Origin of the sequence: Actinokineospora sp. (genome assembly GCF_052390155.1) — a bacterium.
Taxonomy (GTDB): Bacteria; Actinomycetota; Actinomycetes; order Mycobacteriales; family Pseudonocardiaceae; genus Actinokineospora.
The window spans coordinates 34,696-59,653 of sequence record NZ_JBQTHF010000085.1; the positions used below are offsets into that span (position 1 = coordinate 34,696).

The 24,958-nt window shown below is 72.2% G+C and carries 7 protein-coding genes; all 7 read left to right on the plus strand.

Translation table 11 applies throughout. The features are described from left to right. Positions 1–28: 28 nt before the first annotated feature. Positions 29–13,849: an amino acid adenylation domain-containing protein gene (locus ACT4N7_RS25765; RefSeq protein WP_444831436.1), complete on the plus strand. Its 13,821-nt coding sequence runs from the start codon at positions 29–31 to the stop codon at positions 13,847–13,849. Beyond that, positions 13,850–15,091, plus strand: coding sequence for an FAD-dependent oxidoreductase (locus ACT4N7_RS25770; RefSeq protein WP_444831437.1), 1,242 nt, complete (start codon positions 13,850–13,852; stop codon positions 15,089–15,091). After that, entirely contained in the window at positions 15,088–16,245 is a 1,158-nt protein-coding gene (locus tag ACT4N7_RS25775; protein WP_444831438.1) for an acyl-CoA dehydrogenase family protein, read from the plus strand. The genes ACT4N7_RS25770 and ACT4N7_RS25775 overlap by 4 nt, the downstream gene beginning before the upstream one ends. After that, a complete protein-coding gene (locus tag ACT4N7_RS25780) occupies positions 16,238–16,981 on the plus strand; it encodes a thioesterase II family protein (protein WP_444831439.1) in 744 nt (247 codons plus the stop codon). The genes ACT4N7_RS25775 and ACT4N7_RS25780 overlap by 8 nt, the downstream gene beginning before the upstream one ends. Continuing rightward, positions 16,981–17,586, plus strand: coding sequence for a class I SAM-dependent methyltransferase (locus ACT4N7_RS25785; protein WP_444831440.1), 606 nt, complete (start codon positions 16,981–16,983; stop codon positions 17,584–17,586). The genes ACT4N7_RS25780 and ACT4N7_RS25785 overlap by 1 nt, the downstream gene beginning before the upstream one ends. Continuing rightward, entirely contained in the window at positions 17,583–18,773 is a 1,191-nt protein-coding gene (locus ACT4N7_RS25790) for an FAD-dependent oxidoreductase (protein ID WP_444831441.1), read from the plus strand. Before ACT4N7_RS25785 ends, ACT4N7_RS25790 begins: the two co-directional genes overlap by 4 nt. 127 nt (positions 18,774–18,900) lie before the next feature. After that, positions 18,901–24,855 (plus strand): amino acid adenylation domain-containing protein, encoded by a 5,955-nt coding sequence (locus ACT4N7_RS25795; RefSeq protein WP_444831442.1) that lies wholly within the window; start codon positions 18,901–18,903, stop codon positions 24,853–24,855. The last annotated feature ends 103 nt before the right edge of the window (positions 24,856–24,958 follow it).

The window sequence follows — 24,958 nt, forward strand, 5'->3', positions numbered from 1 at the left end:
CCCGCAGAGCCCGCTCAAGGGAGCACAAGTGACCGTCGAACAGACACCGGTTCCCACCCGGGAGGCCTATCTGCTGCCCACGTCCTTCGGGCAGCGCCGGTTGTGGTTCCTCGACCAACTCGAACCGGGCAGCAACGCCGCCTACGTCGAGCACGGGACGCTTCGGTTGTCCGGCAAGCTCGACGCGGACGCGCTGCGGCGGGCGCTCGACGGGGTGGTCGATCGGCACGAGACGCTGCGCACGGCGTTCCTCGTGGTCGACGGGGAACCGGTGCAGGCGGTCCGCCCACACCTGCGGGTGCCCATCGACACCCTCGACGTCGGCGGCCCGCTCCCGGCCGGAACCCGGACGCCCCAGGTGAAGGCGGCGCTCGCGGATACCATCCGGGAGTATGTGCGCAGGCCGTTCGACCTGTCCCGGGCGCCCCTGTTCCGGGCCGCGCTGGCCCCGATCGGCGTGGACGACCACGTGCTGGTGGTCGCGTTCCACCACGCCGTCTACGACCAGTGGTCCGGCACGGTGTTCGTCCGCGAGCTGCTGGCGGGCTACGACGCCGAACTCCTCGGCACGCCGCTGCCCCGGTCCGAACTGGCCGTCCAGTACGGCGATTTCGCCGCCTGGCAACGGGAGTGGGTCGGCGGCGACGAGGAGACCGCGGAGTTGGGCTACTGGGAGCACGGGCTCGCCGGGATGCCGCCGCTGGAGTTGCCCACCGACCGGCCCCGGCCCGCCGCACAGACCTTCGACGGCGCGACGGTCGACGGATACCTGACGCCCCAACTGGTCGAGCGGTTGGAACAGGTCGCGCGCGACCGCAAGGCGACCCTATTCATGACCGTCCTCGCCGCCTTCACGGCCGTGCTCGGGCGACACAGCGGTCAGCACGACTTCGGCGTGGGCACCCCGGTGGCGGGCAGACGCGCGCCGGAGTTGGAGCACCTGATCGGCTTCTTCGTCAACAACCTGGTGATCCGGGCCGACCTCAGCGGCGACCCGAGTTTCGGCGCGCTGGTGGAGCGGGTCCGCGTGCGCTGCCTGGAGGGCTACGCGCACGCGGAGGTCCCGTTCGAGCGGGTCGTGGAGCGGCTGCGGCCCGCGCGTGATCTGGCCAGGAGTCCGCTGTCGTCGGTCATGTTCGTCTTCGGCAACGTGCCGCCACCCGCGCTGGGCGCGTCCGGGGTGAGCGCGGAACTGTTCCGAGTGGACCCACACACCGCGAAGTTCGACCTGTTCGTCACGTGCGTGCCCGACGCCGTGGGCGGTCTGTCCGTGACGATCGAGCACAACCGCGCGCTGTTCGACGAGCAGACCGCGGCCCGTCTGCTCGACCACCTGCTCCGCGTCCTCGACCACGCGGCGGCCGACCCTGAGCTGGCGTTGTCCGCGCTGCCGATGCTCGGCGACGACGAGCACGCCCAATTGGTTCGGTGGGGCGCTGGTCCCGCGCGCGATCTGCCCGCACCCACGGTGCTGTCGCTGATCGCCGAGCGCGCGGTGTCCACACCGGACGGTGTCGCCGTGCGCGGGACCAGCGGAACGCTGACCTACCGCGAACTTCTCGACCGCGCTCGGCGGATCACCGCCGGGCTCGGCGCCGCCGGGGTTCGACCCGGCCAGCTCGTGGGTGTCGCGATCGACCGCGACCTCGACCTGCCCGCGGCCCTGCTGGGCGTGCTCGGCTGCGGAGCGGCGTATCTGCCGATCGACACGGCTATGCCCGCCGAGCGGATTCGGTTGGTATTGCGGGACAGCGGCGCCGCCGTGGTGCTCGCGAACGTCGACGGGCTGCCCGCGGGCACCCCGACGGTGGCGCTCGCCGACGTCGTCACCGCCGAGCCGGGCACGCAGGCGAACCCGGACCCGACCGACCTGGCCTACGTCATCTACACCTCGGGCTCCACCGGGACCCCGAAGGGCGTCGCGATCCCGCACTCAGCCCTGGTCAATCTGCTGACCTCCATGACGGAGCGGCCCGGACTGTCCGAAAGGGACGTCTTCGCCGCGGTCACCACGCTGTCGTTCGACATCGCCGCGCTGGAGGTCTTCGGCCCGCTGGTGGCGGGCGGCTGCGTCGACATCGTGGCCCGCGACACCGCCACGGACGGCGCGGCGCTCGCCGCGCACCTGCGCGATGCCACCGTCATGCAGGCCACGCCGACGACGTGGCGGCTGCTGGTCGCCGCGGGCTGGCGACCGCGGGCCGGGTTCGGCGTGTGGTGCGGCGGCGAGGTCGTCCCGACCGATCTCGCCCACCTGCTGCGCGACGCGGGCGCGTCCGTCTGGCACCTGTACGGGCCGACCGAGACCACCGTGTGGTCGGCGGTCCACGAGGTGACCGGCGGCGAGCGGACCCTCCCGCTCGGCCTGCCGGTGGCCAACACCGACCTGCTCGTGGTCGACGGTGGGCTGCGGCGCGTTCCGATCGGGGCGCCCGGCGAGCTGCTCATCGGCGGCGCGGGCCTGGCGGCGGGCTACTGGCGGCGCGACGACCTCACCCGCGAGCGGTTCGTCGTCCATCCCGAGACGGGCGCACGGGTCTACCGCACCGGCGACCTGGTCCGCAGGCGGGCCGATGGCGCGCTGGAATTCCTTGGCAGGTCGGACTTTCAGGTCAAGGTGCGCGGCTACCGGGTCGAGCTGGGCGAGATCGAGGCCGTCCTGCGTGGCCACGACGACGTCCGAGACGCCGTCGTGGTGCTGCGCGAGGTCAACGGTGACCCCCGCCTGGTCGCCTATCTCGTGCCCGGGGCCGGACAGCGGCCGGAAGACGACGAACTGCGGGCCGCCTGCCAGGTTCGGCTGCCGGAGTACATGGTGCCCGCCACCTTCGTCCGGGTGACCGAGTTTCCGTTGACACCCAACGGGAAAGTCGACCGCGAGGCGCTGCCGGAGGTGGACCTGCGCCGTGCCGACGAGGGCTACATCGCTCCGCGCACGGACACCGAACGGGCGCTGGCCGCGATCTTCGCCGAGCTGCTCGGCGTGGACCGGGTCGGTGCGCACGACGACTTCTTCGCCCTGGGCGGCCATTCCCTGCTCGCCACCGGGTTGGTCGGCCGGGTGGCCACCGCCCTCGGTGTCACCGTGGGAGTGCGCACGGTGTTCACCCACCCGACTGTCGCACTGCTCGCTGACGCCGTGCGCGCCGCGGGCACCCCGGACCGCCAGGTCGCCGCGATCGCCGTCGTACCAAGGGAACCGGACGCCACGGGGCGGGTGCGGCTGCCCGCGTCGTTCCAGCAGCGCCGGGTCTGGTTCCTCACCGAGTTCGACACCGAGACCGGCGCTGCGTACACCCTGCACGGCGCCCTGCGGTTGCGGGGCCTGCTCGACCCCGACGTCTTGCGTCGTGCGGTCGCGCTGGTGACCGGCAGGCACGAGGTGCTGCGCACCGGCTTCACCGTGGTGGATGGCGAACCCATGCAGGTGATCGACCCGACCGTGCCAAGCCCACTGTCCGAAGTGGACCTGTCCGGCTCGGACGCCGAGAGCGCGCTCGCCGAGCTGCTGTCCCGGGAGGTCGCCCGTCCGTTCGACCTGTCCGTTCCCCCGCTGCTGCGGCTGACCCTGGCCACGCTAGGCCCCGACGACGCGGCTCTTGTCGTCGTGCTGCACCACGCGATCGCCGACCGACTCGGCATCGAGGCGCTCACCACCGAGCTGTCCACTGTGTACACGGCACTGGCCGCGGGCGACGAACCCCGCCTGCCCGAGCTGCCGGTCCAGTACGGCGACTACGCCTGCCACCAGCAGCAATGGGCAGGCGGCCCGGAGGAGACCGCGCAGGTCGACTACTGGCGCGGGCAGTTGGCCGACCTGCCGACCCTCGAACTGCCGACCGACCGGCCGCGGCCCGCGGTGCAGACCCACCGCGGCGCCACCCGAACCACCGAGCTGCCCGCCGACCTCGTGGCGCGGCTGACCGAGACCGCCGCGCGGCATGGTGCCACCCTGTTCATGGCGCTGCTCGCGGGTTACGCCCTCACACTGTCGCGCTACGCGCGGTCGACGGACATCGCCATCGGCTCCCCCATTTCCGGCAGGCACCGCCCCGAACTCGAACCGCTGATCGGCTACTTCACCAACAACCTGGTGCTCCGGGTCGATCTCGACGGCGATCCCACCGTCGGCGCGCTGCTCGACCAGGTCAAGGCCACCTGCCTCGACGGGTTCGGCCACGCCGACGTGCCGTTCGAGCGGCTCGTCGAGCGCCTGCGCCCGGAGCGCCACCTCGCGCACAGCCCGCTGTTCCAGACCATGCTCATCGCCGCGCACCTGCCAGCGCCGTCGCTGCGGCTCGGCGAGCTGACCGCCACCCCACTGTCCACTCCAGACTCGTCGGCGAAGTACGACCTGACGTTCACCGTGTTCCCGGCCGGACCGGCCACGACCGCGCAGCAGGTGGTGGCCGAGTACAACACCGACCTGTTCGACGCCGAGACCGTGGACCGGATGCTCGCGCAGTACCGGCTGGTCCTGGCCGCGCTCACCATGCCCGCCGATCGGCGACTGTCGGAGCTGCCGACGCTGCCCGCCGACGAGCGCGCCCGCCTCATCACCCTGGGCACCGGAGCGCGGCTTCCCTTGCCGGAGTTGAGTCTCACCGGCCTGCTCGACCCGAAGCTGCGCGAGTTCGCCGACCGGGTCGCGGTGGCCGACGAGCACGGCACCTTCAGCTACGCCGAGTTGGACGAGCGGGCGACCAAGCTGGCCAACCACCTGCGCGGGCTCGGCGTCGTCCGGGGCGACAAGGTGGCGCTGTTCGCCGAGCGGTCTCGCGAGCTGCTGGTGGCCCTGCTCGGCGTCCTGCGGGCGGGCGCGGCGTACGTGCCGATCGACGTGGACTTCCCGGCCGACCGGGTGGCCTATGTGCTGCGGGACTCCGCATCCGTGGCCGTGCTGACCCAGGCGGATCTCGCGGACAAGCTCCCCGCGGCAGGCTCGGACCGGCCCGCCGCGCTGGACCGTGTGGTGTGCCTCGACTCCGACTGGCCGACGATCGACCAGTCCGCCGCGGTGTCTCCTGTGGACGGACCGGAACCCGACGACCTGGCGTACGTGATCTACACCTCGGGCTCGACCGGCCGCCCCAAGGGAGTGCTCCTGCCGCACCGGCCGGTGGTGAACTTCCTGCTCACCATGGCGAACTCCCCCGGTATGGCGGCGGACGACGTCGTGGGTGCGGCCAACGCCATCTCCTGCGACATGCCCGTGCTGGACATGTACCTGCCGCTGCTGCGCGGTGCCCGCGTCGAGATGGTCACCCGGGACGTGGTTGCCGACGGCGAGCGGCTCGCCGCCCGGCTCCGCGACACCGCGATCACCTACCTGCAGGGAACTCCGACCACCTGGCGGCTGCTGCAGCAGGCCGGGTGGCGGCCGAGCGGGCCGTTCACCGCGCTCGCGGGCGCGGAGAAGGTACCCGCGGATCTCGGGCACTGGCTGCGGAACGCGGGCGCGGCCGTGTGGCACCTGTACGGGCCGACCGAGACCACCGTGTGGTCCACCGTGCACCAGGTGGCGGGCGGCGAGGAAACGCTGCCACTGGGCCGACCCGTGGCCAACACCGACCTGCTGGTGGTGGACGACCGGCTGCGGCGCGTGCCGCTCGGGGTGCCCGGCGAGCTGCTGATCGGCGGGGCGGGGGTGGCCGCCGGGTACTGGCAGCGCGACGAGCTGACCGCGCAGCGGTTCGTGGCCCATCCCGAACTGGGTGAGCGGTCCCGGGTGTACCGCACCGGCGACCTGGTCCGTTGGCGGACCGACGGGTCGCTGGAATTCCTTGGCAGACTTGACTTCCAGGTCAAGCTGCGGGGTTACCGGATCGAGCTGGGCGAGATCGAGGCGGTGCTGCGCGGGCACCCCGACGTGCGCGACGCCGTGGTCGTCGTGCGGGAGGACAGCCCGGGCGACCGCCGCGTCGTCGGCTATGTCGACCTGCGGGACCCGCACACCGCCGACCGCCAGGCACTTGTGCGCGAACTGCACGGCGCGGGCCGGGAACGGCTGCCCGAGTACATGGTTCCGGCCGCGCTGGTGGTCTTGGACGAACTGCCGCTCACCGCGAACCGCAACAAGATCGACCGGGCGAAGCTGCCCGCGCCGGACGGCGCCCGGCCCGAGGTCGGCGACTACGTCGAGCCCCGCACGGACACGGAGCGGACCCTGGCGTCGATCTTCGCCGAAGTCCTGGGCCTGGACCGGGTCGGTGCGCACGACGACTTCTTCGCGCTCGGCGGGCACTCGCTGCTCGCCGCCCGGGTGGTCGCGCGGATCCGGGCGGCGCTGGAGATCGGCATGGCGGTCCGGGCCGTGTTCGAGCATCCGACGGTGGCCGGGCTCGCGGAGACACTGCCCGCGCGCGCCGTCCCCGCTGTGCTGCCCCAGATCCCTCCGCAGGTGCGGATGCCGCAGCTCGCGGGCGAACTGGCGGGCCGGTTCGCGCTGCCCGCCTCGTCAGGACAGCGCAGGCTGTGGTTCCTGAGCCAGCTCGACCCGCGCAGCGCGGGAGCATACACAGTGGACGCCGCGGTCCGGCTGACCGGGCCGCTCGACGCCGACGCGCTGCGCCGGGCGGTGGACGCGGTCCTCGCGCGGCACGAGAGCCTGCGCACGGCGTTCGTCGAGTCGGACGGCGACCCGATGCAGGTGGTCTCCCCGGCCGTCACCGTGCCCGTGCGGCACCTCGACGTGCCCGAGAACCGGCTCACGGCAACGCTTACCGACCTGTCCGGGCTGCCGTTCGACCTGGCCACCGCGCCACTGATGCGGGTCACCGTGGTCCGCGTCGGCGACCGCGAGCACGTACTGCACCTGGCCCTGCACCACGCGGTCTGCGACCGCTGGTCGGTGCAGATCCTCGCCGCGGACCTGATCGCGGGCTACGAGGGCGGCACGGCCGAGCCGCTTTCGGTGCAGTACGGCGATTACGCGGCCTGGCAGCAGCGCTGGCTGATCGGCGACGGCGCGGCTGCCCAGGCACGGTACTGGCGTGGCAGGCTCGCCGACCTGCCCGACCTCGACCTGCCGACCGACCGGCCCCGGCCCGCGGTACGCGGCTACCGCGGCGATCTGCGCTGGCGGCGCGTACCCGCCGAGTTGGTGCGGCAGGTCACCGAGACCGGTCAGCGGCACGGCGCGACGCTGTTCATGGTCGCCCTGGCCGCCTGTCAGCTCACCCTCGCCCGCTACAGCGGTCAACGCGACTTCGCCATCGGCTCTCCCGTCGCGGGCAGGCCCGCGCCCGAGCTGGAGCGGCTCGTCGGGTTCTTCGTGAACAATCTGGTGCTGCGCACGGACTTGGCGGGCGATCCCACCGTCACCGACCTGCTCGCCCGGGTGAAGTCGACCTGCCTGGACGCCTACGCCAACGCCGACCTCCCCTTCGACCGGATCGTGGAGGAACTCGCACCCACCCGCGACCGGGCCAGAACCCCTTTGTTCACCGTGCTTTTCGCCGTGCAGAACACCCCGGACGCCGCCCGCCGGATGGGCGAGGCGAGCGTTGTACCCATCGAGCTGGCGCCGGGCACGGCCCAGTTCGACCTGTCGGTGATGCTCGTCCCCGACTCGGCGTCCGGCGACCTGCGGCTGCGCGTGGAGTACGACGGCGAGCTGTTCGACGCCGACACGGTCGACCGGATGATCGCGCAGTACCTGTTGCTGCTGAACGAGATCGCCGCCAATCCGGCCCGCCGGGTCTCCCAGCTCCCGCCGCTGACCGCGGAGGAACACCGCCTGGTGTCCGAAGAGTGGGTCCGCACGACGGACGTGGCGGGCGAGATCGGTCTGGCCCAGGCGTTCGCCGACCAAGCCGCCCGCACCCCGGACGCCATCGCGGTCGAGTGCGGCGGCGAGCGACTGTCCTATCAGGACCTGCTGACGCGGTCCGCCGCGGTGGCCCGCGGCCTGGGTGTGGCCCCCGGCGCGCGCGTCGGGCTGTGTCTGGACCGATCGCTGGACCTGGTGGTGGGCCTGCTCGGCATCCTCGGCGCGGGCGCGGCGTACGTCCCGCTCGACCCCGCCTGGCCCACCGACCGAATGGCCTACGTGCTCGCCGACGCGGGCGTCGACGTGCTGCTGGCGGACCGCCCTATTCCGCACTACACGGGGAAAGTCCTGTCAGTAAAAGATTTCGACGCCGGTACTGGCGAATCGTTCGCGCCGACCGGTCCCGACGACCTCGCGTACCTGATCTACACCTCGGGCTCGACCGGCAGGCCCAAGGGCGTAATGGTCACCCACCGCAACGTCGCGCGGCTGGTCAACGGCGTGCGACAGCACGTCGACCTGTCGGCCGACGACGTGTGGTCGATGTTCCACTCGGTCGCCTTCGACGTGTCGGTGTTCGAGCTGTGGGGCGCCTGGCTGACCGGCGGCCGCGTCGTCGTCGTGCCCTACCTGGCGAGTCGCGACCCGGAACACCTGCGGCGGCTGCTGGCCGAGCACCGGGTCACCGTGCTGAGCCAGACCCCGACTGCCTTCCGGCAGCTCGCCGGGGTCGACGTGGCGCGCGCCGATCGCCTGGATGCCCTGCGGTACATCGTGTTCGCCGGTGAGGCGCTGGACGTGCGGGTGCTCGGCCCGTGGCTGGACAAGTACGGCGACGGCACGCCGGTGCTGGTCAACATGTACGGCACCACCGAGACGACCGTGCACGCCACCTACCACCGGGTGCGCGCGACCGAACTCGGGGCGGCGCACCAGAACCGGGTCGGGCGCCCGCTGCCGGACCTGACCGTCCACCTGCTCGACGCCGACGGCAGCCCGGTCCCGGTCGGCGCGGTGGGCGAGATCCACATCGGCGGCCCCGGCGTGTCCCACGGCTACGCGGGCAGGCCGGAGCTGACGGCCGAGCGATTCATCGAGAGCCCGGAACGGCGCTACCGCACCGGGGACATGGCCCGCTGGCTGCCCGACGGCACGCTGGACTTCCGGGGCAGGCGCGACTCGCAGGTCAAGATCCGCGGATTCCGGGTGGAGCTGGGCGAGATCGAGGCGGTACTGCGTGAGCACGGCGACGTGGCCGACGCGGTGGTGGTGGCAAGGCCGGGACGCGCCGAGGACACCGAACTCGCCTGCTACGTCGTGGCCCACGCAGGCGCCGACCCGACCCGCGCCGAGCTGACCGCGCACGCCCGGCTGCTGCTCCCGGACTACCTGGTACCCAGGACGCTCACCGTGCTGGAGGCGTTGCCCCGCACGGCGAACGGCAAGATCGACCTGCGGGCGCTGCCCGAGCCGGACCAGGCCGATGGCGTGGTCTTCGTGGCACCGCGCGACGAGTGCGAACGGATGCTCGCGCGGGTCTGGCAAGACGTGCTCGGCGTCGATCGGGTCGGCGCGCACGACAACTTCTTCGACCTTGGCGGCCATTCGCTGCTGGCCACCCGGGCGATGAGCCGGACGCGGGTGGCGCTGGGCCGCGACGCCCGGGTCAGCCTGCTGTTCGACCGACCGGTGCTGGCCGATCTGGCCGCCGCACTGTCCGATGTGGACAAACCAGCCGACCAGGTCGCCCGGCTGCCGCGCACACCTGGTCAGGACGGCACCATCGAGCTACCGGTTTCCTCGGCGCAGCGCAGGCTGTGGCTGCTCGACCGACTCGACGCCGCGAGCGCGGGCGCGTACGTCATCGGCACCGCCGTCAAGCTGACCGGCCCGCTCGACGTGCCCGCGCTGCGCGCCGCGTTCGACGCCGTCGTGGCCCGGCACGAGCCGCTGCGCACGGCGTTCACCGTCCGCGACGGCGAACCCGTGCAGACCGTGTGTCCGAATAGGACTGTCGCCCTGGACGTCGTCGACGAGCCCGACGTCGACGCAGTGCTGCGCGACCGGCTCACCGCGCCGTTCGACCTGGCAGGCGGACCCCTGGTCCGGGCGACGCTGGCCCGCGTCAGCGCGGGTGAACACGTTCTCCTGCTGGCGATGCACCACGCGATCGGCGACCAGTGGTCGACCCAGGTCATCGTCGCCGACCTGGTGGCGGCCTACCGCGCCCTCGTCACCGGCCAACCGAACCCGTTGACACCATTGGACATCCAGTTCGCCGACCTGGCCGCACACGAGCGCGACCGAGTGGCCAGGGGCGACCTCGACACCGAGATCGCCCACTGGGTCGAGCGGCTAGCCGGCCTGCCGGTGCTCGATCTGCCCACCGACCACCCCCGACCGATGGCGCGGAGCTACCGGGGCGGGCAGCGGTCGACGTACGTCGCGGCGAGCGTCGTCACCGCACTGGCGGCGACTGCCCGCGACCACGACGCGACGCCGTTCATGGCCGCGCTCGCGGCCTACGACCTGATGCTGTCGCGCTACTGTGGACAGACCGATTTCGGTGTCGCCGTCCCGGTCGCCTGCCGCGACCGGCCGGAAGCCGAGCGGGTGGTGGGGTTCTTCGCCAACACCCTGGTGCTGCGGGCCGACCTGGCGGGCGTCGTCACGGTCGGGGACCTGCTGGGCCGCGTGCGGCGGACCTGCCTGGACGCCTACGCGCACGCGGGTGTGCCGTTCGAGACGCTGGTCGAGCACCTGTCGGTGCCGCGCGACCTGTCCCGTACCCCGGTGGCACAGGTCGGTTTCGCGCTGATCGAGCGGGTGGCGGCCGCCGACCGCGAGTTCGCGGGCGTGCGGGCCGAGCCACTGGCGTTCGACCCGAGCACGGCCAAGACCGACCTGACGATCACCGTGGTCCCCGCCGACGACGGCGGCTGGCGGGTGGTCGCCGAGTACGCGGCGGACCTGTTCGATCCCTCCACAGTGGACCGCATGCTCGCGCACTTCGTGCTGCTGCTCGACGAGTTCGCCGCCGACCCGCGCGGGCCGATCGCCGCGCTGCCCGCGCTGCCCGCCGCCGAGCTGGCGCAGTTGACGCGGTGGGGCACCGGTCCGACCGACCGGGCGCTCGACACCACGTGGCCGGACCTGTTCGAGGCGCAGGTCGCCCGGACGCCGGACGGGATCGCGCTGGTCCACGGCGACCAGCAGGTGAGCTTCGCCGAGCTGAACGCCCGCGCCAACCGGTTGGCACACCACCTGATCACCCTGGGGGTGCAAGCCGATTCGCTGGTGGGCCTGGTCGCGGACCGGTCGGTGGAGATGGTCGTCGGGGTACTGGCCACCCACAAGGCGGGCGGCGCGTACGTACCCGTCGATCCGACGTACCCGGCCGAGCGCATCGCCTTCATGCTGGACGACGCGAGCGCCGACGTCCTGCTGATCCAGCGCCACCTGACCCACACAGTGTCTACTTCGGACACCACGGTGGTACTGCTCGAAGACGACCACGACGGCCCCGCGGACAACCCGCCGCGGCGCTGCCGACCCGACCACATCGCCTACGTCATCTACACTTCCGGCTCCACCGGCACCCCGAAGGGTGTCTGCGTGGAGCACCGCTCGGTGGCGAACCTGCACCTCGCCGGGCACCGCGCGCACCTGCACGAGCACAGCCGGGTGCTGCAGTTCGCGCCGTTCAGCTTCGACGTGTCGGTCTTCGAGATGGTGTTGTCGCTGCTGAGCGGTGTCCCCCTGGTGATCCCGACGCCGCGGGACCTGGCGGGCGGTGTGGAGATCGTCGGACTCATCAACCGCGAGCGGATCACCTTCACCTTCCTGCCGCCCTCGCTGCTGGCCCACCTGTCGCCCGAACACGTGCCCACGATCGAACTGCTCGGCTCGGGCGGCGAGGACTGCCCGCCGGACGTGGCCGAGCGGTGGGGCGGCGCCAAGGAGTTCCTGATCGGTTACGGCCCAACGGAGTGCACCGTTTTCGCCACCGTGACCGACCGCATCGTCGGCGGCGGACACCCCCCGATCGGCAGGCCGGTGGAGAACACGATCGTCCGGGTGCTCGACGACGACCTGCGGCCGCGCCCGATCGGGGTCCCCGGCGAGCTGTACATCGGCGGCGCGGGGCTGGCCCGGGGCTACCTCGACCGGCCCGAGCAGACCGCGGCCGCGTTCATCAGCGACCCCGGAACCGGGCAGCGGGTGTACCGAACCGGTGACCTGGTGCGGTATCTGCCCGACGGCAACCTGGAATTCCTTGGCCGGGTGGACGAACAGGTGAAGATCCGCGGCTTCCGAATCGAACTCGGCGAGATCACCGCCGCCATGCGGGCCCACCCGGCGGTGCGGGACGCCGTCGCCGTGGCCCGCGAGGACTCCCCCGGCGACCGGCGCCTGGTCGGCTATGTCACGGCCGATGCCGACCCGACCGAGTTGTCCAGGAGTGTGCGCGCGGCGCTGGCCGAGCGGCTGCCGCGGTACATGGTGCCCGCGTTCGTGGTGGTACTGGCCGAACTTCCCCTGACGCCCAGCGGCAAGGTGGACCGGCGCGCGCTGCCAGCCCCCGAGGGCGCGGCCGCCGAGGCCGAGTACGTCGCGCCGCGGACACCGACCGAGCGGCGGCTGACCCGGCTGGTGGCCGAGACACTGCGGATCGAGCGAGTCGGCCTGGACGACGACTTCTTCGCCCTGGGCGGGCATTCCCTGCTCGCCGCGCGACTGCACGCGACGATCCGCCGGATCTGGCAGGTGGACCTGCCGATCCGCAGCGTGTTCGAGCACCCCCGGATCGGCGCGCTCGCCGACCTCCTCGACAGCGCCGGAACGGTGGACACCGCCGCGGTCGAGGCCGAGCACGCCGCCGCACTGCGCGCCGATGTCGCGCTGCCCGCGGACATCGCCCCGGTGGGCGAGGTGGTGTGGTCGGAGCGGCCGGAGACGGTCCTGGTCACCGGGGCCACCGGGTTCCTCGGCGCGTTCCTGGTCGAGCGGTTGGCCGAAACCGGCGCGACAGTACTGTGTCTGGTCCGCGGGGCGGACGACGCGCAGGCGCAGCGGCGGCTGGAGGAGCACCTGCGCAAGCACGAACTCTGGCGGCCGAGTTGGGCCGGGCGGGTCCGCGCGGTCAACGGCGACCTCGCCGCGCCGCGCCTCGGACTGTCCGAAGTGGACTTCGCCGGGCTGGCGCGCTCGGTGGACGAGATCTACCACTCCGGTGCCGTGGTCCACTTCCTGCGCCCCTACTCGATGCTGCGCGACGGCAACGTCCTCGGCACCATCGAGGTGCTGCGGCTGGCCACGGCCGACCGACCGGTGCCCGTGCACTACATCTCCACCATGTCGGTGTTCGGCGGCCTGGCTGGCGGCGCCGACCTGACCACGGCGGTGCTGCGCGAGGACCGACTCCCCGACGTGCCGCCGCCCGCGGGCGACACCGGCTACAACCACAGCAAGTGGGTGGCCGAACAGATCGTCGCGCTGGCCCGCGAACGCGGCGTGCCGGTCGCGGTGTACCGGCCGGGCCGCATCGGCGGGGACAGCCGCACCGGGATCTGGCGCACGGACGACCTGGTGAGCCAGGTGATCCGGGCGTGCGCGACCACCGGGCTGGTGCCGGACGCGGGCCTGGCCACCGACCTGGTGCCGGTCGACCACATGGCGGCGGCGATCGCCCGGCTCGCCCGCGTCCCCGCGTCGCTGGACCGGACGTTCCACTTCGCCCTCGCCGAGAAACTCCCGCTGGTCAGCCTCGCCGATGCGCTGACCGCGGGCGGCTGGCCCGCCCGGCCGGCACCGCTGCGGCAGTGGTACGAGGCGGTCACGGCCGCCGCCGAGCACGACCCCGTGCTCGGCAGCGTGCTGGCGATGTACGCGCCGCTGGCCGAGGGCCGGGTGCACGGGCCGGGCGAGCCCGTCTTCGACACCAGCGCGAGCCGAGAACTCCTTGGCGCGGAACTGCCCCCGCCGCGGGTGGGTGTCGAGCTGATCGGCCGTTACCTGGATGCCCTGGCGGCAGCGGACTTCCTGCCGCCACGGGAACCGACACGGGAGGAAGCGTAGATGCGCACCGACAGACCGATCATCGTCGTTGGCGCGGGAGTGGGTGGCCTGACCGCCGCACTTGCCCTGCACCGCAACGGGTTGCCCGTCGAGGTCTACGAGCGGCGGACCGTGGCCGAGATCCTCGACGCGCCGGGCAGCGGACTCACCCTGTGGAGCAACGCCTCGACCCCGCTGGGCTGGCTGGGCCTGGGCGACCGGCTGCAGGCCAGGGCCGAGCCGGTGACCGCCATCCACAGCTTCGACGCCCGCCGCCGGGTGCGGTTCAAGATGTCCACCCACCGACACATCTGGCCGGGCGCGCTGCCCTCGCTGTCGATCGGCCGAATGGACCTCGCCGAGACGCTCATGTCGGCATGCGACGAACGCGGCATTGCGATCCACTATGGACAGAAGGTGACCGGGTACACCGACGGCCCGGACGGCGTCGAGGTCCGGTTCGAGAACGACAGGGCCGGTGTGGTCGGCGCCGCGCTCGTGGGCGCGGACGGCGTCCGCTCCGCGATCCTGGCCCGGTTGCACGGCGGCGAGGTCCCCGGGATCTACCTGGGTCGGACCGTCTATCGCGGTGTCATCGAGAACGCGCGCGGTCTGGTGGCGGGCATCCCGCAGCTCTTCCACGACGAAGCCACCGGGATCGGCGGCGGGGTCTACCCGGTCGGCGACGGCCGGGGCGCCTGGACCCTGTCGGTCCGGGCGCCCGCGGGCGAGCGGGACGAACCCGGCCGACTGCACGCCAGGTCGGTGGAGTTGGCCCGGGTGCTGCCTTCCGTGCTGCGCGACATGGTCGACCAGACCCCGGGGGACGCCATCATCCGCACCGACATCTGGTACCACGAGTGGCACGAGAACTGGGGTGTTGGCCGGGTGACCCTGCTCGGCGACGCCGCGCACGCGATGCCCAACGACCTGGGACAGGGCGCCTGCCAGGCGGTCGAAGACGCCGTGGTGCTCGCCGACGCCCTGGTGGCGTCCGATATGGACAGTCTTACTGGGATGGCCGACGCGCTGCGCGGCTACGAGCGACGCCGGTTCGAGCGGGTCAAGTGGGTCCGCGAGCAGTCGGTGCGCGTGGCCACCGCGCCCGAGGTGCGCAACCCGGTCGGCCGGTGGCTGCTCGGCAAACTGACCCGGCTGTACCTGTCCCTGGCCGAGAAGGGCATGTGGCGGCAGATGCAGGCGCTGCCCGAGCTGACCGCGACCGGCACCCCGGTGGCCGAGGCGGCGGGGTCGGCCCCGTGACCGACCTGGCGGAGTTCCCCGCGCCGGTGACCTATCTGCCCGCCGACGACGAGGCGTGGCGGTCGAAGGTCCGCTCGTTCGCCGAGTCCGCGATCGGGCCCCGGGTGCGCGCGATGGACACCGCGGCGCGGATCGACCCGGAGCTGGTGCGCGAGCTGTTCGACGCCGAGCTGATGGGGGTCGAGGTGCCGCGGGCCTACGGCGGCGCGGGCGGCGACCTGTTCAAGGTGGTCCTCACCATCGAGGAGATCGCCCGGGTGGACCCGTCGGTCGCGGTGCTGGTCGACGTGCAGAACGCGCTGGTCGTCAGCGCGATCCTGCGGCACGGCGACGGCGACGCGCGGCGGCGGCACCTGCTCCGGCTGGCGACCGGAACCGTTGGGGCGTATGCGATCTCGGAGGCGGACACGGGCAGCGACGCCTTCGCGATGACCACTACCGCGCGCGCGGACGGCTCCGGGTACGTGCTGTCCGGGGCCAAGCGGTGGACCAGCAGCGCGGCCGAAGCGGGGCTGTTGCTGGTGTTCGCGCGCCTGGCGGGGATCGGGCTGACCGCGTTCCTGGTCGACCGGGACACCCCGGGCGTCCGGGTCGGCGAACCGATCGCCAAGATGGGCGTGCGGGCGAGTTCGACCTGCGACGTCACCTTCGACGAGGTGCGGGTGGGCCGCCACAACGTGCTCGGCAGGCCCGGAACCGGTGAGCTGCTCGCGATCGAGACGCTGAACATCGGCAAGATCGGCATCGCCGCGCAGCTCGTCGGCCTGGCGGGCGGCGCGCTGGCCGCGGCGACCGGCTACGCCGAGACCCGCACCCAGTTCGGTCAGCCGATCTCGGCATTCCAGGGGGTTTCCTTCCCGCTGGCCAGGTTGGCCGCCGAGTTGGAGGGCGCCCGGACCGTGCTCTACAACACCGCGCGGCTCGTGCAGCGCGGCGGCGAGCCCGCCGCGCGGCTGCGGATGACCGCCGTGGCCAAGTACCTGGCCTCCGAGGTCGCCGAGCGGATCGCGAGCCAGGCCGTGGAGACCTTGGGCGGCAACGGTTTCATCCCGGACTACCCGGTGGAGAAGTTCTACCGCGACGCCAAGGTCGGCAAGATCTACGAGGGGACGTCGAACATGCAGTTCCGCACCATCGCGGGCACCCATGAGTGAGCTCCTGCTGTTCTGCCTGCCCTACGCCGGTGGTTCCGCGCGGCGGATCTACGGCGACTGGCAGGCCGCGCTGCCCGACTTCGTCACGGTGGTCCCGGTCGAACTGCCCGGCCGGGGTGTCCGAATCACCGAGCCGCTGCTGACCCGTGTCGAGGCCATGACCGACGACGCGCTGGGCGCGGTCATCCCCCGGCTGGACCGGCCGTTTGTCCTTTTCGGACACAGTCTCGGCGCCCTGGTGGGGTACGAACTGGCGCGCAGGCTGGAACACCTGCACCGGTACCCGCCCGCACACCTGATCATGTCCGGGCACCGGGCACCGCAGTTGCCGACAACATCGGACAACGACTACGACCTGCCGTTGCCGCAGTTCCGCGAACGGCTGCGCCAGTTGGCCGGGACACCGGAGGAAGTGCTGGCGAGCAGGGAACTGCTGGAGGTGTTCGCGCCGATCATCCGGGCCGACTTCGAGGCCGCCGACACCTACCGGTTCCGCTCGGGGCCGGGGCTCTCGGGCCCGATGACGGTCTACGGCGGGGTCGACGATCCAGAGGCGCCGCCGGACACCCTGCCCCGGTGGGCCGAGCTGACCACCGGTCACTGTGCGGTCCGCGTGCTCGCGGGCGGGCACTTCTTCCTGCACCAAGAACAGGATGCGCTGTTGTCGGGAATCGCCGACGACCTGGCCGCGGTACGCATACCGCGCGGGCGCACAACTTCGGGAAGGGCGAACTGATGCGCTTGCGACCCTGGTTCTACAACACGCTGTACCGGCTCAAGATGGCGCCGTGGGACAAGGAGGTCCGGCCGGTGCTCGTCGAACTGGTCGAGACCGGCAGGCTCGACCCGACCGAGATCCGTGCCGCTGTCGATCTCGGCTGCGGCACCGGCGCCGAGGTCGTCTACCTGGCCGCACAAGGGTTCCAGCGGGTCGACGGGGTGGACTTCTCCCCGGTCGCGATCCGCCAGGCCCGCGCCAGGGCCAAGGCGGCGGGCGTCGGCGACCGCTGCGGGTTCCACCGGGCCGACCTGACCGCGGCCACGGTGCCCGGCCTCGCACCCGGCTACGACCTGGTCTGCGACTTCGGCGCGCTCAACGACACCGTGGGCGAGGCCCGGCTGGCGGTGGCCGCGCTGATCACCCGGCTGTGCAAGCCGGGCGGAAGGGCGCTGCTGTGGGCGTTCCAGGGCGACAAGGCCGAACTGCCCGCCGCCGCGCGGATGGCGCCGATGATCGCCCCCGGTGAGGAGAAGGAACTGTTCGGCGAGACCTTCGACATCGAGTACCTGCCGACCCGCCCGCGCACGGCGATGCTGCTGATGACCAGGAGGCAGTCATGACCAAGCCGGTTCTGGTCGCGGGCGCGGGAATCGGCGGGCTCACCGCCGCGCTCGCGATGAGCAGGCACGGCATCCCGGTGCGGGTGTTCGAGCGGCGCACCCTCGCCGAGATCACCGCGTCGGCCGGGTTCGGCCACACCATCTGGAGCAACGCGACTACCTCGCTGGCCACGCTCGGACTGGCCCAGGGACTGCGTGACGCGGGCGAGTACCTGCGCGCGTCCGAGAGCCGCAATTCGCGCCAGGAAGTCATGTTCCGAATGGAGATGGCCAAGAGCATGTCCCCCGGCGCGATGCCCGCGATGGGCATCGGCCGGGCCGACCTGATCGGCCTGCTGCGCGAGGCGTGTCTGAGCCGCGGCGTCGACATCCGGCACGGCTGCGCCATCCACCGCTTCGACCCCACCGAGGGCGGCGTCACGCTGAAGGTGGGCGACGGGGAAACGGTGACCGGTGCGGGCCTGATCGGCGCCGACGGCGTTCGGTCCACTGTGCACACTCAGGTGCACGGCGGGCTGCCGCTGCTGGACACCGGCCGCTCCACCTACCGCGGCATCGCCACCGGCACCTGCGGCCTGAGCGGGGGCGTCGTGCACCTGTTCTCCGACCCGGCCAGCCGAATCGGCGGCGGCGCCTGGCTGATCGGCGGCGACCGGGTGGTCTGGACGCTGTCCTGCGAACGGGCGCCCGACGGCGAGGACCCGCAGGGCACGTGGGCCCGCGCGATGGAGATGGCCGAGCTGCTCGGCGAGATCCCCCGCACGTTCGTCTCCCGCACGCCGCCGGAGCGCACCACCAGAACCCACGTCTTCCACCACGACTGGCTCGACTACTGGGGCCACGGCCCGGTCACCCTGCTCGGCGACGCCGCGCACGCCCTGCCCACCGACCTCGGCCAGGGCGCCTGCCAGGCCATCGAGGACGGCGTCGTCCTCGGCGATGCCCTGGCCTGCGCGCAAGACGTGGCGTCGGGTCTGCGCGCCTACGAGCGGCGGCGCAGGCCGCGGGTCGCGTGGATTCGCCAGCAGGTGTTGCGGGTCAACGGTTTCAAGCCGATCGCCAACCCCGCCGCGCGCTGGCTGGTCACCAAGATCGCGAAGGTGGTCATCGCCGCCAGCGCACCGAAGATGTGGCGCGAGATCCAGCGCCCGCCCGAACTGTCCGCCGAACCCGCCGTCGCCGCATGACCTTTGTGCCACCAGGTGTACCCGAACGAGCAGTGACCGGACTTCCACCCCTAAGAGACTCGTCACGCCGATGCGGCGAGCGGCAGGGTCGGGAGCGAATTGACCAACAGCGTGGGGAGCGGACGCGATGACCCAGGTCATGACCGACAAGGCGGGCTGGATCGACCAGGCGCATCGATCCGGCCTGCGGTCGGTGCTCCGGGCGAACGCGCAGGACGACCCCGACGCGCCCGCCTTCCGGTTCCTGCCGCCCGGCCACCAGCCGGGCGCGCCGGGGACGGTGTTGAGCCGCGGTGACCTCGACCTCGCCGCACGCGCGCTGGCGGTCCGCATCCAGGACCGGGTCGCCCCGGGCGGGCGCGTGCTCGTCCTGCACCAGCCGGGAATCGAGTTCCTGACCGCGCTCGCCGCCTGCTTCTACGCCGGGGTGACGGCCGTGCCGTGCGCCCCGCCGAAACTGATCGGCACCCCGCTCGCCGCGTCCCAGCCGGACGCGCGGCGCTTCGCCGACATCGGGGCACACGCGAAGGTCGAGGCGATCGTCACCACCGCCGGGCTCCAGCCCGAGTTGGCCGAACTGTGGGGCGAGCGGCCGGTCGACTGGATCACCGCGGCGGGCACGGCGCGGGACTGGCGGCCACGCCGGATCGAGAGCAGGGATCTCGCGCTCATCCAGTACACCTCCGGTTCGACCGGGAACCCCAAGGGGGTCATGGTCTCCTCCGGGAACTTCATCGCGCAGCTCGTCAACTTCGGCGCGCTGGTCGGACTTCCCGACGGCGGCAACGTCGTGAGCTGGATGCCGGTGTTCCACGCGCTCGGGCTCGGGCACCTGTGGCTGCCGCAACTGACCGGCGGCCACGCGACCTTCCTCGTGCCGGACGACTTCGTCGCCGACCCGTACCGCTGGCTGCACGCCATCTCCGCGACTCCCGGCCCGGTGCTGGGCGGCGGCCCGAACTTCGCCTACGAACGCTGCGTCGAGGCGGCGGCGACCGCGGAACCGGTCGACCTGAGCGGCTGGCACGCCGCGCCCTCTGGCGGCGAACGCATCCGCCCGCAGACGGTCGAGCGCTTCGTCAGCACGTTCGAGCCGTGGGGTTTCCGCCGTGCCGCATTCTATCCCGGCTTCGGCCTGACCGAGGCGATGCAGTTCGTGACGCTTCGCCCGGCGACCGACCCGACCCACCGCGGCTACGATTCCGTCGCGCTCGAAGCGGGCCGCGCCGTCCCGGCCACCGCGGAGGACCGCGCGCTCGACCTGGTGCCGTGCGGCCCCGCGGGCCCCAACGCCGAGGTGCGCGTGGTCGATCCGGTCACCCGAGAGGTCAAGGAAGCCGGCGGTGTCGGCGAGGTCTGGGTGGGTGGACCCGTTGTGTGCCAAGGCTACTGGGACAATCCAGAGCTGACCGAGGAGGTCTTCCGCGCGCGTCTCGCCGATGGCACCGGCCCCTTCCTGCGCACCGGGGACATCGGTTTCCTCGACGGCGGCGAGGTCGTGCTGTGCGGCCGGATCAAGGAACTGGTCATCATCCGCGGCCGTAACCTGCACCCCCAGGACATCGAGTTCACCGTCCAGTCCGTACACCCGGCGCTGCGCAACCGCCCTGGCGCGGCGTTCGCCGTCGACGGGCCGGAGACCGAACTGCTCGTCGTCGCGCAGTCGCTGCCCGAGGACGCCGGTATCGATCCGATCGACCTGGCCAGGCGGATCGCGCGCGCGGTCACGTCCGTGCACGAGGTGCCCGTGCACGAGGTGCTGCTCGTGCCGGAGACCGCGATCGCCCGCACGGCAAGCGGAAAGGTACGCCGCACAGCTACCCGCGACGACTACCTCGCGGGCAAGCTGACCACGGTCGCCGCGGCCGAGCAGACCGTCCACTCAGGACCGGTGCGGCAGCCGCGGGGAGACCTGCACGCCCAGGTGAAGAGTCGGGTGGCCAGGGCGCTCGACCTGCCCGCGGACGCCGTGCCCGACGACGAGCCGCTGGTGATCCTCGGCCTCGAATCGGTGAAGGCGATCGCGCTGCGCTACGAGCTCGAAGCCGAGTTCGGCTGCGGGCTGCCCGCCGCGAAGTTCCTCAGCGGCACCGTCACCGAACTCGCCGAACTGGTCGCGGAGTCCACACAGGACAGTATGGATTGGCCGGAACTGGTCGCCGACCCGGAACACCGGCACGACCCGTTCCCGCTCACCGTGCTCCAGCACGCCTATCTCGTCGGCCGCAGCCCGTCCTTCGAACTGGGCGGCACGTCGATCCACCTCTACGCCGACCACGAGTGCCTCGACCTCGACCTCGACCGGCTGCGCGCCGCGCTCGACCGGCTGATCGAGCGGCAGGAGATGCTGCGCTCGGTCGTCTCGGCCGACGGATACCAGCAGATCAGCGCCGACCCGCCCGCGTATCCCTGGCGGGAGTACGACCTGCGCGACGGCGGACCGGGTGAACTCGACGCCCATCTGGCCGAGATCCGCGCGGAGTTGGGGCACCAGGTGATGCCCCTGGACGAGTGGCCGATGTTCGACATCCGGGTCACCCGGGTCGACGACCGGCGGTGTCACGTGCACGTCAGTCTCGATCTGCTCATCTTCGACGTCGCGAGTGTGCGGCTGTTCTTCCTGGAGTGGGGCGAGTTCTACCGCGACCCGGATGTCGAACTGCCGCCGATCGATGTGTCCTTTCGCGACTTCGTCACCGCCGTGCGCCGCATCCCGGAGACGACGGCATACCAGCGGGCGCGCGAGTACTGGCTGGAGCGCTTGGACACCCTGCCGCTCAGCCCCGAACTCCCGCTGCGCACGGACATCGAGTTCCCCGACGGCAAACCCGTCCGCAGCAGGCGCAGGCACCGGGTCGATCCGGCGCGCTGGGCCGGGCTGAAGACCCGCGCCGCCGAACTCGGCGTGACACCGACGGCCGTGCTGCTCGCCGCCTACTCGACCGTGCTGGGCGCCTGGAGCGGCAGCGGTCACTTCACCGTCGACGTGCCGCTGTTCAGCCGGTACCCGCTGCACCCGGACATCGAGAAGGTGTTGGGGGACTTCACTTCGGTGACGCTGCTGGAGGTCGACCTCCGCCCGGGCGACGGTGTCGCCGGGCTCAGCGACCGGATCCAGAAGCAGCTCTGGCGCGATCTCGAACACCGGCTGTTCTCCGGCGTCGAGGTCGCCAGGGAGGCGGCGGCGGTCCGAGGGGTCCCGGCCAGCAAGTTCGCGTCGGTTGTGTTCGCGAGCATCCGCGAGCACGGCCAGGACCAGGGTTTCGCCCAGGGCGAGTGGGGTTCGGCCTGGTTGGGCGAGATGGTGCACGCGATCACCCAGACCCCGCAGGTGCTGCTCGACCAGCAGGTGTTCGAGGAGGACGGCTCGCTGGCCTTCAACTGGGACGCGGTCGAAGCACTGTTCCCCGCCGGCATGCTCGACGACATGTTCGACACCTACTGCGGGCTGCTCGACGCGCTGGCGGACGACGAAACAGCCTGGCGGACAGACGGTTTCACCGTGCTGCCCGAGGCGCACCGGCAGGTGATCGATCAGGCGAACGACACCGGGGGCGAGGCTCCCGGCGGACTGCTGTTCGACGGTTTGGTCGAGGTCGCGCGCCGCGCGCCGGACAGCGTCGCGGTCGTCGGCGCGGACCGCACGCTGACCTACGGCGAGTTGTACCGGCACGCCTGCCGCTACGGTCGACAGTTGCGGGATCTCGGCGCCCAGCCGGGTGAGCTGGTCGCGGTCTGCCTGGAGAAGTCCGCCGCGCAGATCGTCGCGGTGATCGCCGCGCACCTGTCCGGCGCCGCGTATCTCCCGCTGGACCCCGACCTCCCGCCGGGCAGGCGCGCGGAGGTGCTCGCCCACTCCGGCGCCCGGTACGTGCTGGCCGCGGCCGAGGACTGGCCGCAAGGCGTGCTGGCCCTGCGCGTCGATCTGGACGAGGCAGGCGGCGAACCGCTGGAACCGGTGCAGCGCCCGGAAGATCTCGCCTACGTGCTCTACACGTCGGGCTCGACCGGGCAGCCGAAGGGCGTGGCGCAGTCGCACGCCGCCACGCTCAACACCCTCGCCGACGCGGGTGCGCGGATGGGCGTCGGTCCCGGCGACCACGTGCTCGGCCTGTCGCAGCTCGGTTTCGACCTGTCGGTGTGGGACGTGTTCGGCGTACTCGGCGCGGGCGCGACCCTGGTGCTGCCCGAACCGGCGGCGCAGCGCGACCCGTCCCGCTGGTGCGAGCTGATGGCCGAGTATCCGGTCACGCTGTGGAACTCCGTGCCCGCGCTGCTGCGGATGCTGGTCGAACACCTCCGCCCGGCCTGGGGCCTGGCACCGCATCCCGCGCTGTCGCACCTGCGCGCCGTCTGGCTCTCCGGCGACTGGATTCCGGTCGATCTGCCTGCCGAGGTCCGCGCCCTGGCACCGGGTGCGCGGATCATCGCCTCCGGTGGCCCGACCGAGACCGCGATCTGGTGTGTGGTGAACGAGGTCGACGCCGTCGATCCACAGTGGACGTCCATTCCGTACGGACGGCCGATGTGCAACCACCGCATCCACGTGCTCGACGAGGGCCTGCGGCCGTGTCCGGTCGGCGTCCAGGGCGAGATGTACATCGGTGGCGCCGGTCTGGCCCAGGGCTACTGGCGCGATCCCGAGCGCACCGCCGAGAGCTTCATCGTGCATCCGGCGACGGGCGAACGGCTGTACCGGTCCGGCGACCTGGGCCGCTGGCGGGCCGATGGCATGCTGGACATCCTGGGCCGCAGCGACTTCCAGGTGAAGATCGGCGGGTTCCGAATCGAACTCGGCGAGATCGAGGCCCGGCTCGGCTCCCATCCCGAGGTCGGCACGGCTGTCGTCGTCGCGGCAGGCCCCGACCACCAGCGCAGCAGGCTCGTCGCCGCGGTCGTGCCCGCCGGTACGAAGGCGGACGACCTCGGTACCGACGTCGAGCTGAACCCGTTGCGCAGGCTGGAGTTCACCGCCGAACAGCGGGGTCGCCGGTCCGATCTGGACGGTGCCGAGGTCGTTTTCGCCGGACGCCAGGAACACGATCTGCGCCCGGACTACCAGCGGCGCGCCACCGCCCGCAACTTCGGCGACGAGCCGGTCGAACTGGCCGAACTGGCCGGGTGGCTGGAGAACCTGCGCTGCGTCGAGGCGGAGCCGACACCGAAGTACCGCTACGCCTCGGGTGGCGCCCTGTACCCGGTCCAGGTCTACCTGTACGTGCGGCCCGACCGCGTGCGCGGACTCCCCGGCGGCACCTACTACTACGATGCGCTCGCGCACAGCCTGCGCGAGGTGCGCCAAGGCGTCGAGGTGGCCGAGGACGTCCACGTCCCGGACAACCGCGCGGCCTACCGGTCCTCGGCGTTCACCGTGTTCCTGATCGCGCAGCACCGGGCGATAGACCCGCTCTACGGCGCCCGCGCCCGCGACTTCTGCCTGATCGAAACCGGCCTGATCACCCAACTGCTGGAGGGCGAAGCGGATCGACACGGCCTCGGTGTCCGCCAGGTCGGCCGGGTGCGCGACACCGCCGGGCTGCGCGCGGCTCTGCGGCTCGACGACGGCCACGAGGTGCTGCACGGCCTGATCTGCGGCCCGAAGACCGACGTCGCGCTCAGGGCGGCGGACCTGTCGACCCGCCTGCGCGAGTACCTCGCCGACCTGCTGCCGCACTACATGGTGCCGGGCACCGTGATCGTGCTCGACGAGCTCCCGCTCAGCGCCCGGGGAAAGATCGACCGGCCCGCCGTCGCGAACCTCACCTCGGCCGCGCCCGCCCGGCCGAGCGCTCCCCCGGCCAGCGACACCGAACGCCAGGTCGCCGACGTCTTCGCCGAGGTGCTCAAGGCGGAGTCCGTACCGGTCACCGTCAACTTCGCCGACCTGGGTGCGAACTCGGTACAGCTCGTCGCGATCCACCGACGGCTACTGGCCACAGTGGACCGCCACTTCCCGCTCATGACGATGTTCGACCACACCACCGTCCGACGGCTGGCCGAGTGGCTGGATTCGCCCGAGCGGTCGGCCACCGATCCCACCCCCGCCCCGCGCCGATCCCCCAGGCGCCGCGGCCGAAGGTAGTCCGACCCCGCGTGGGGGGGGGGGGGGGGGCGGGGGCGGGCCCCCCCCCCGCCACACCCCCCCCCCCAACACAACCCCACCGCCCGAGGGGCGGAAGCGGCCC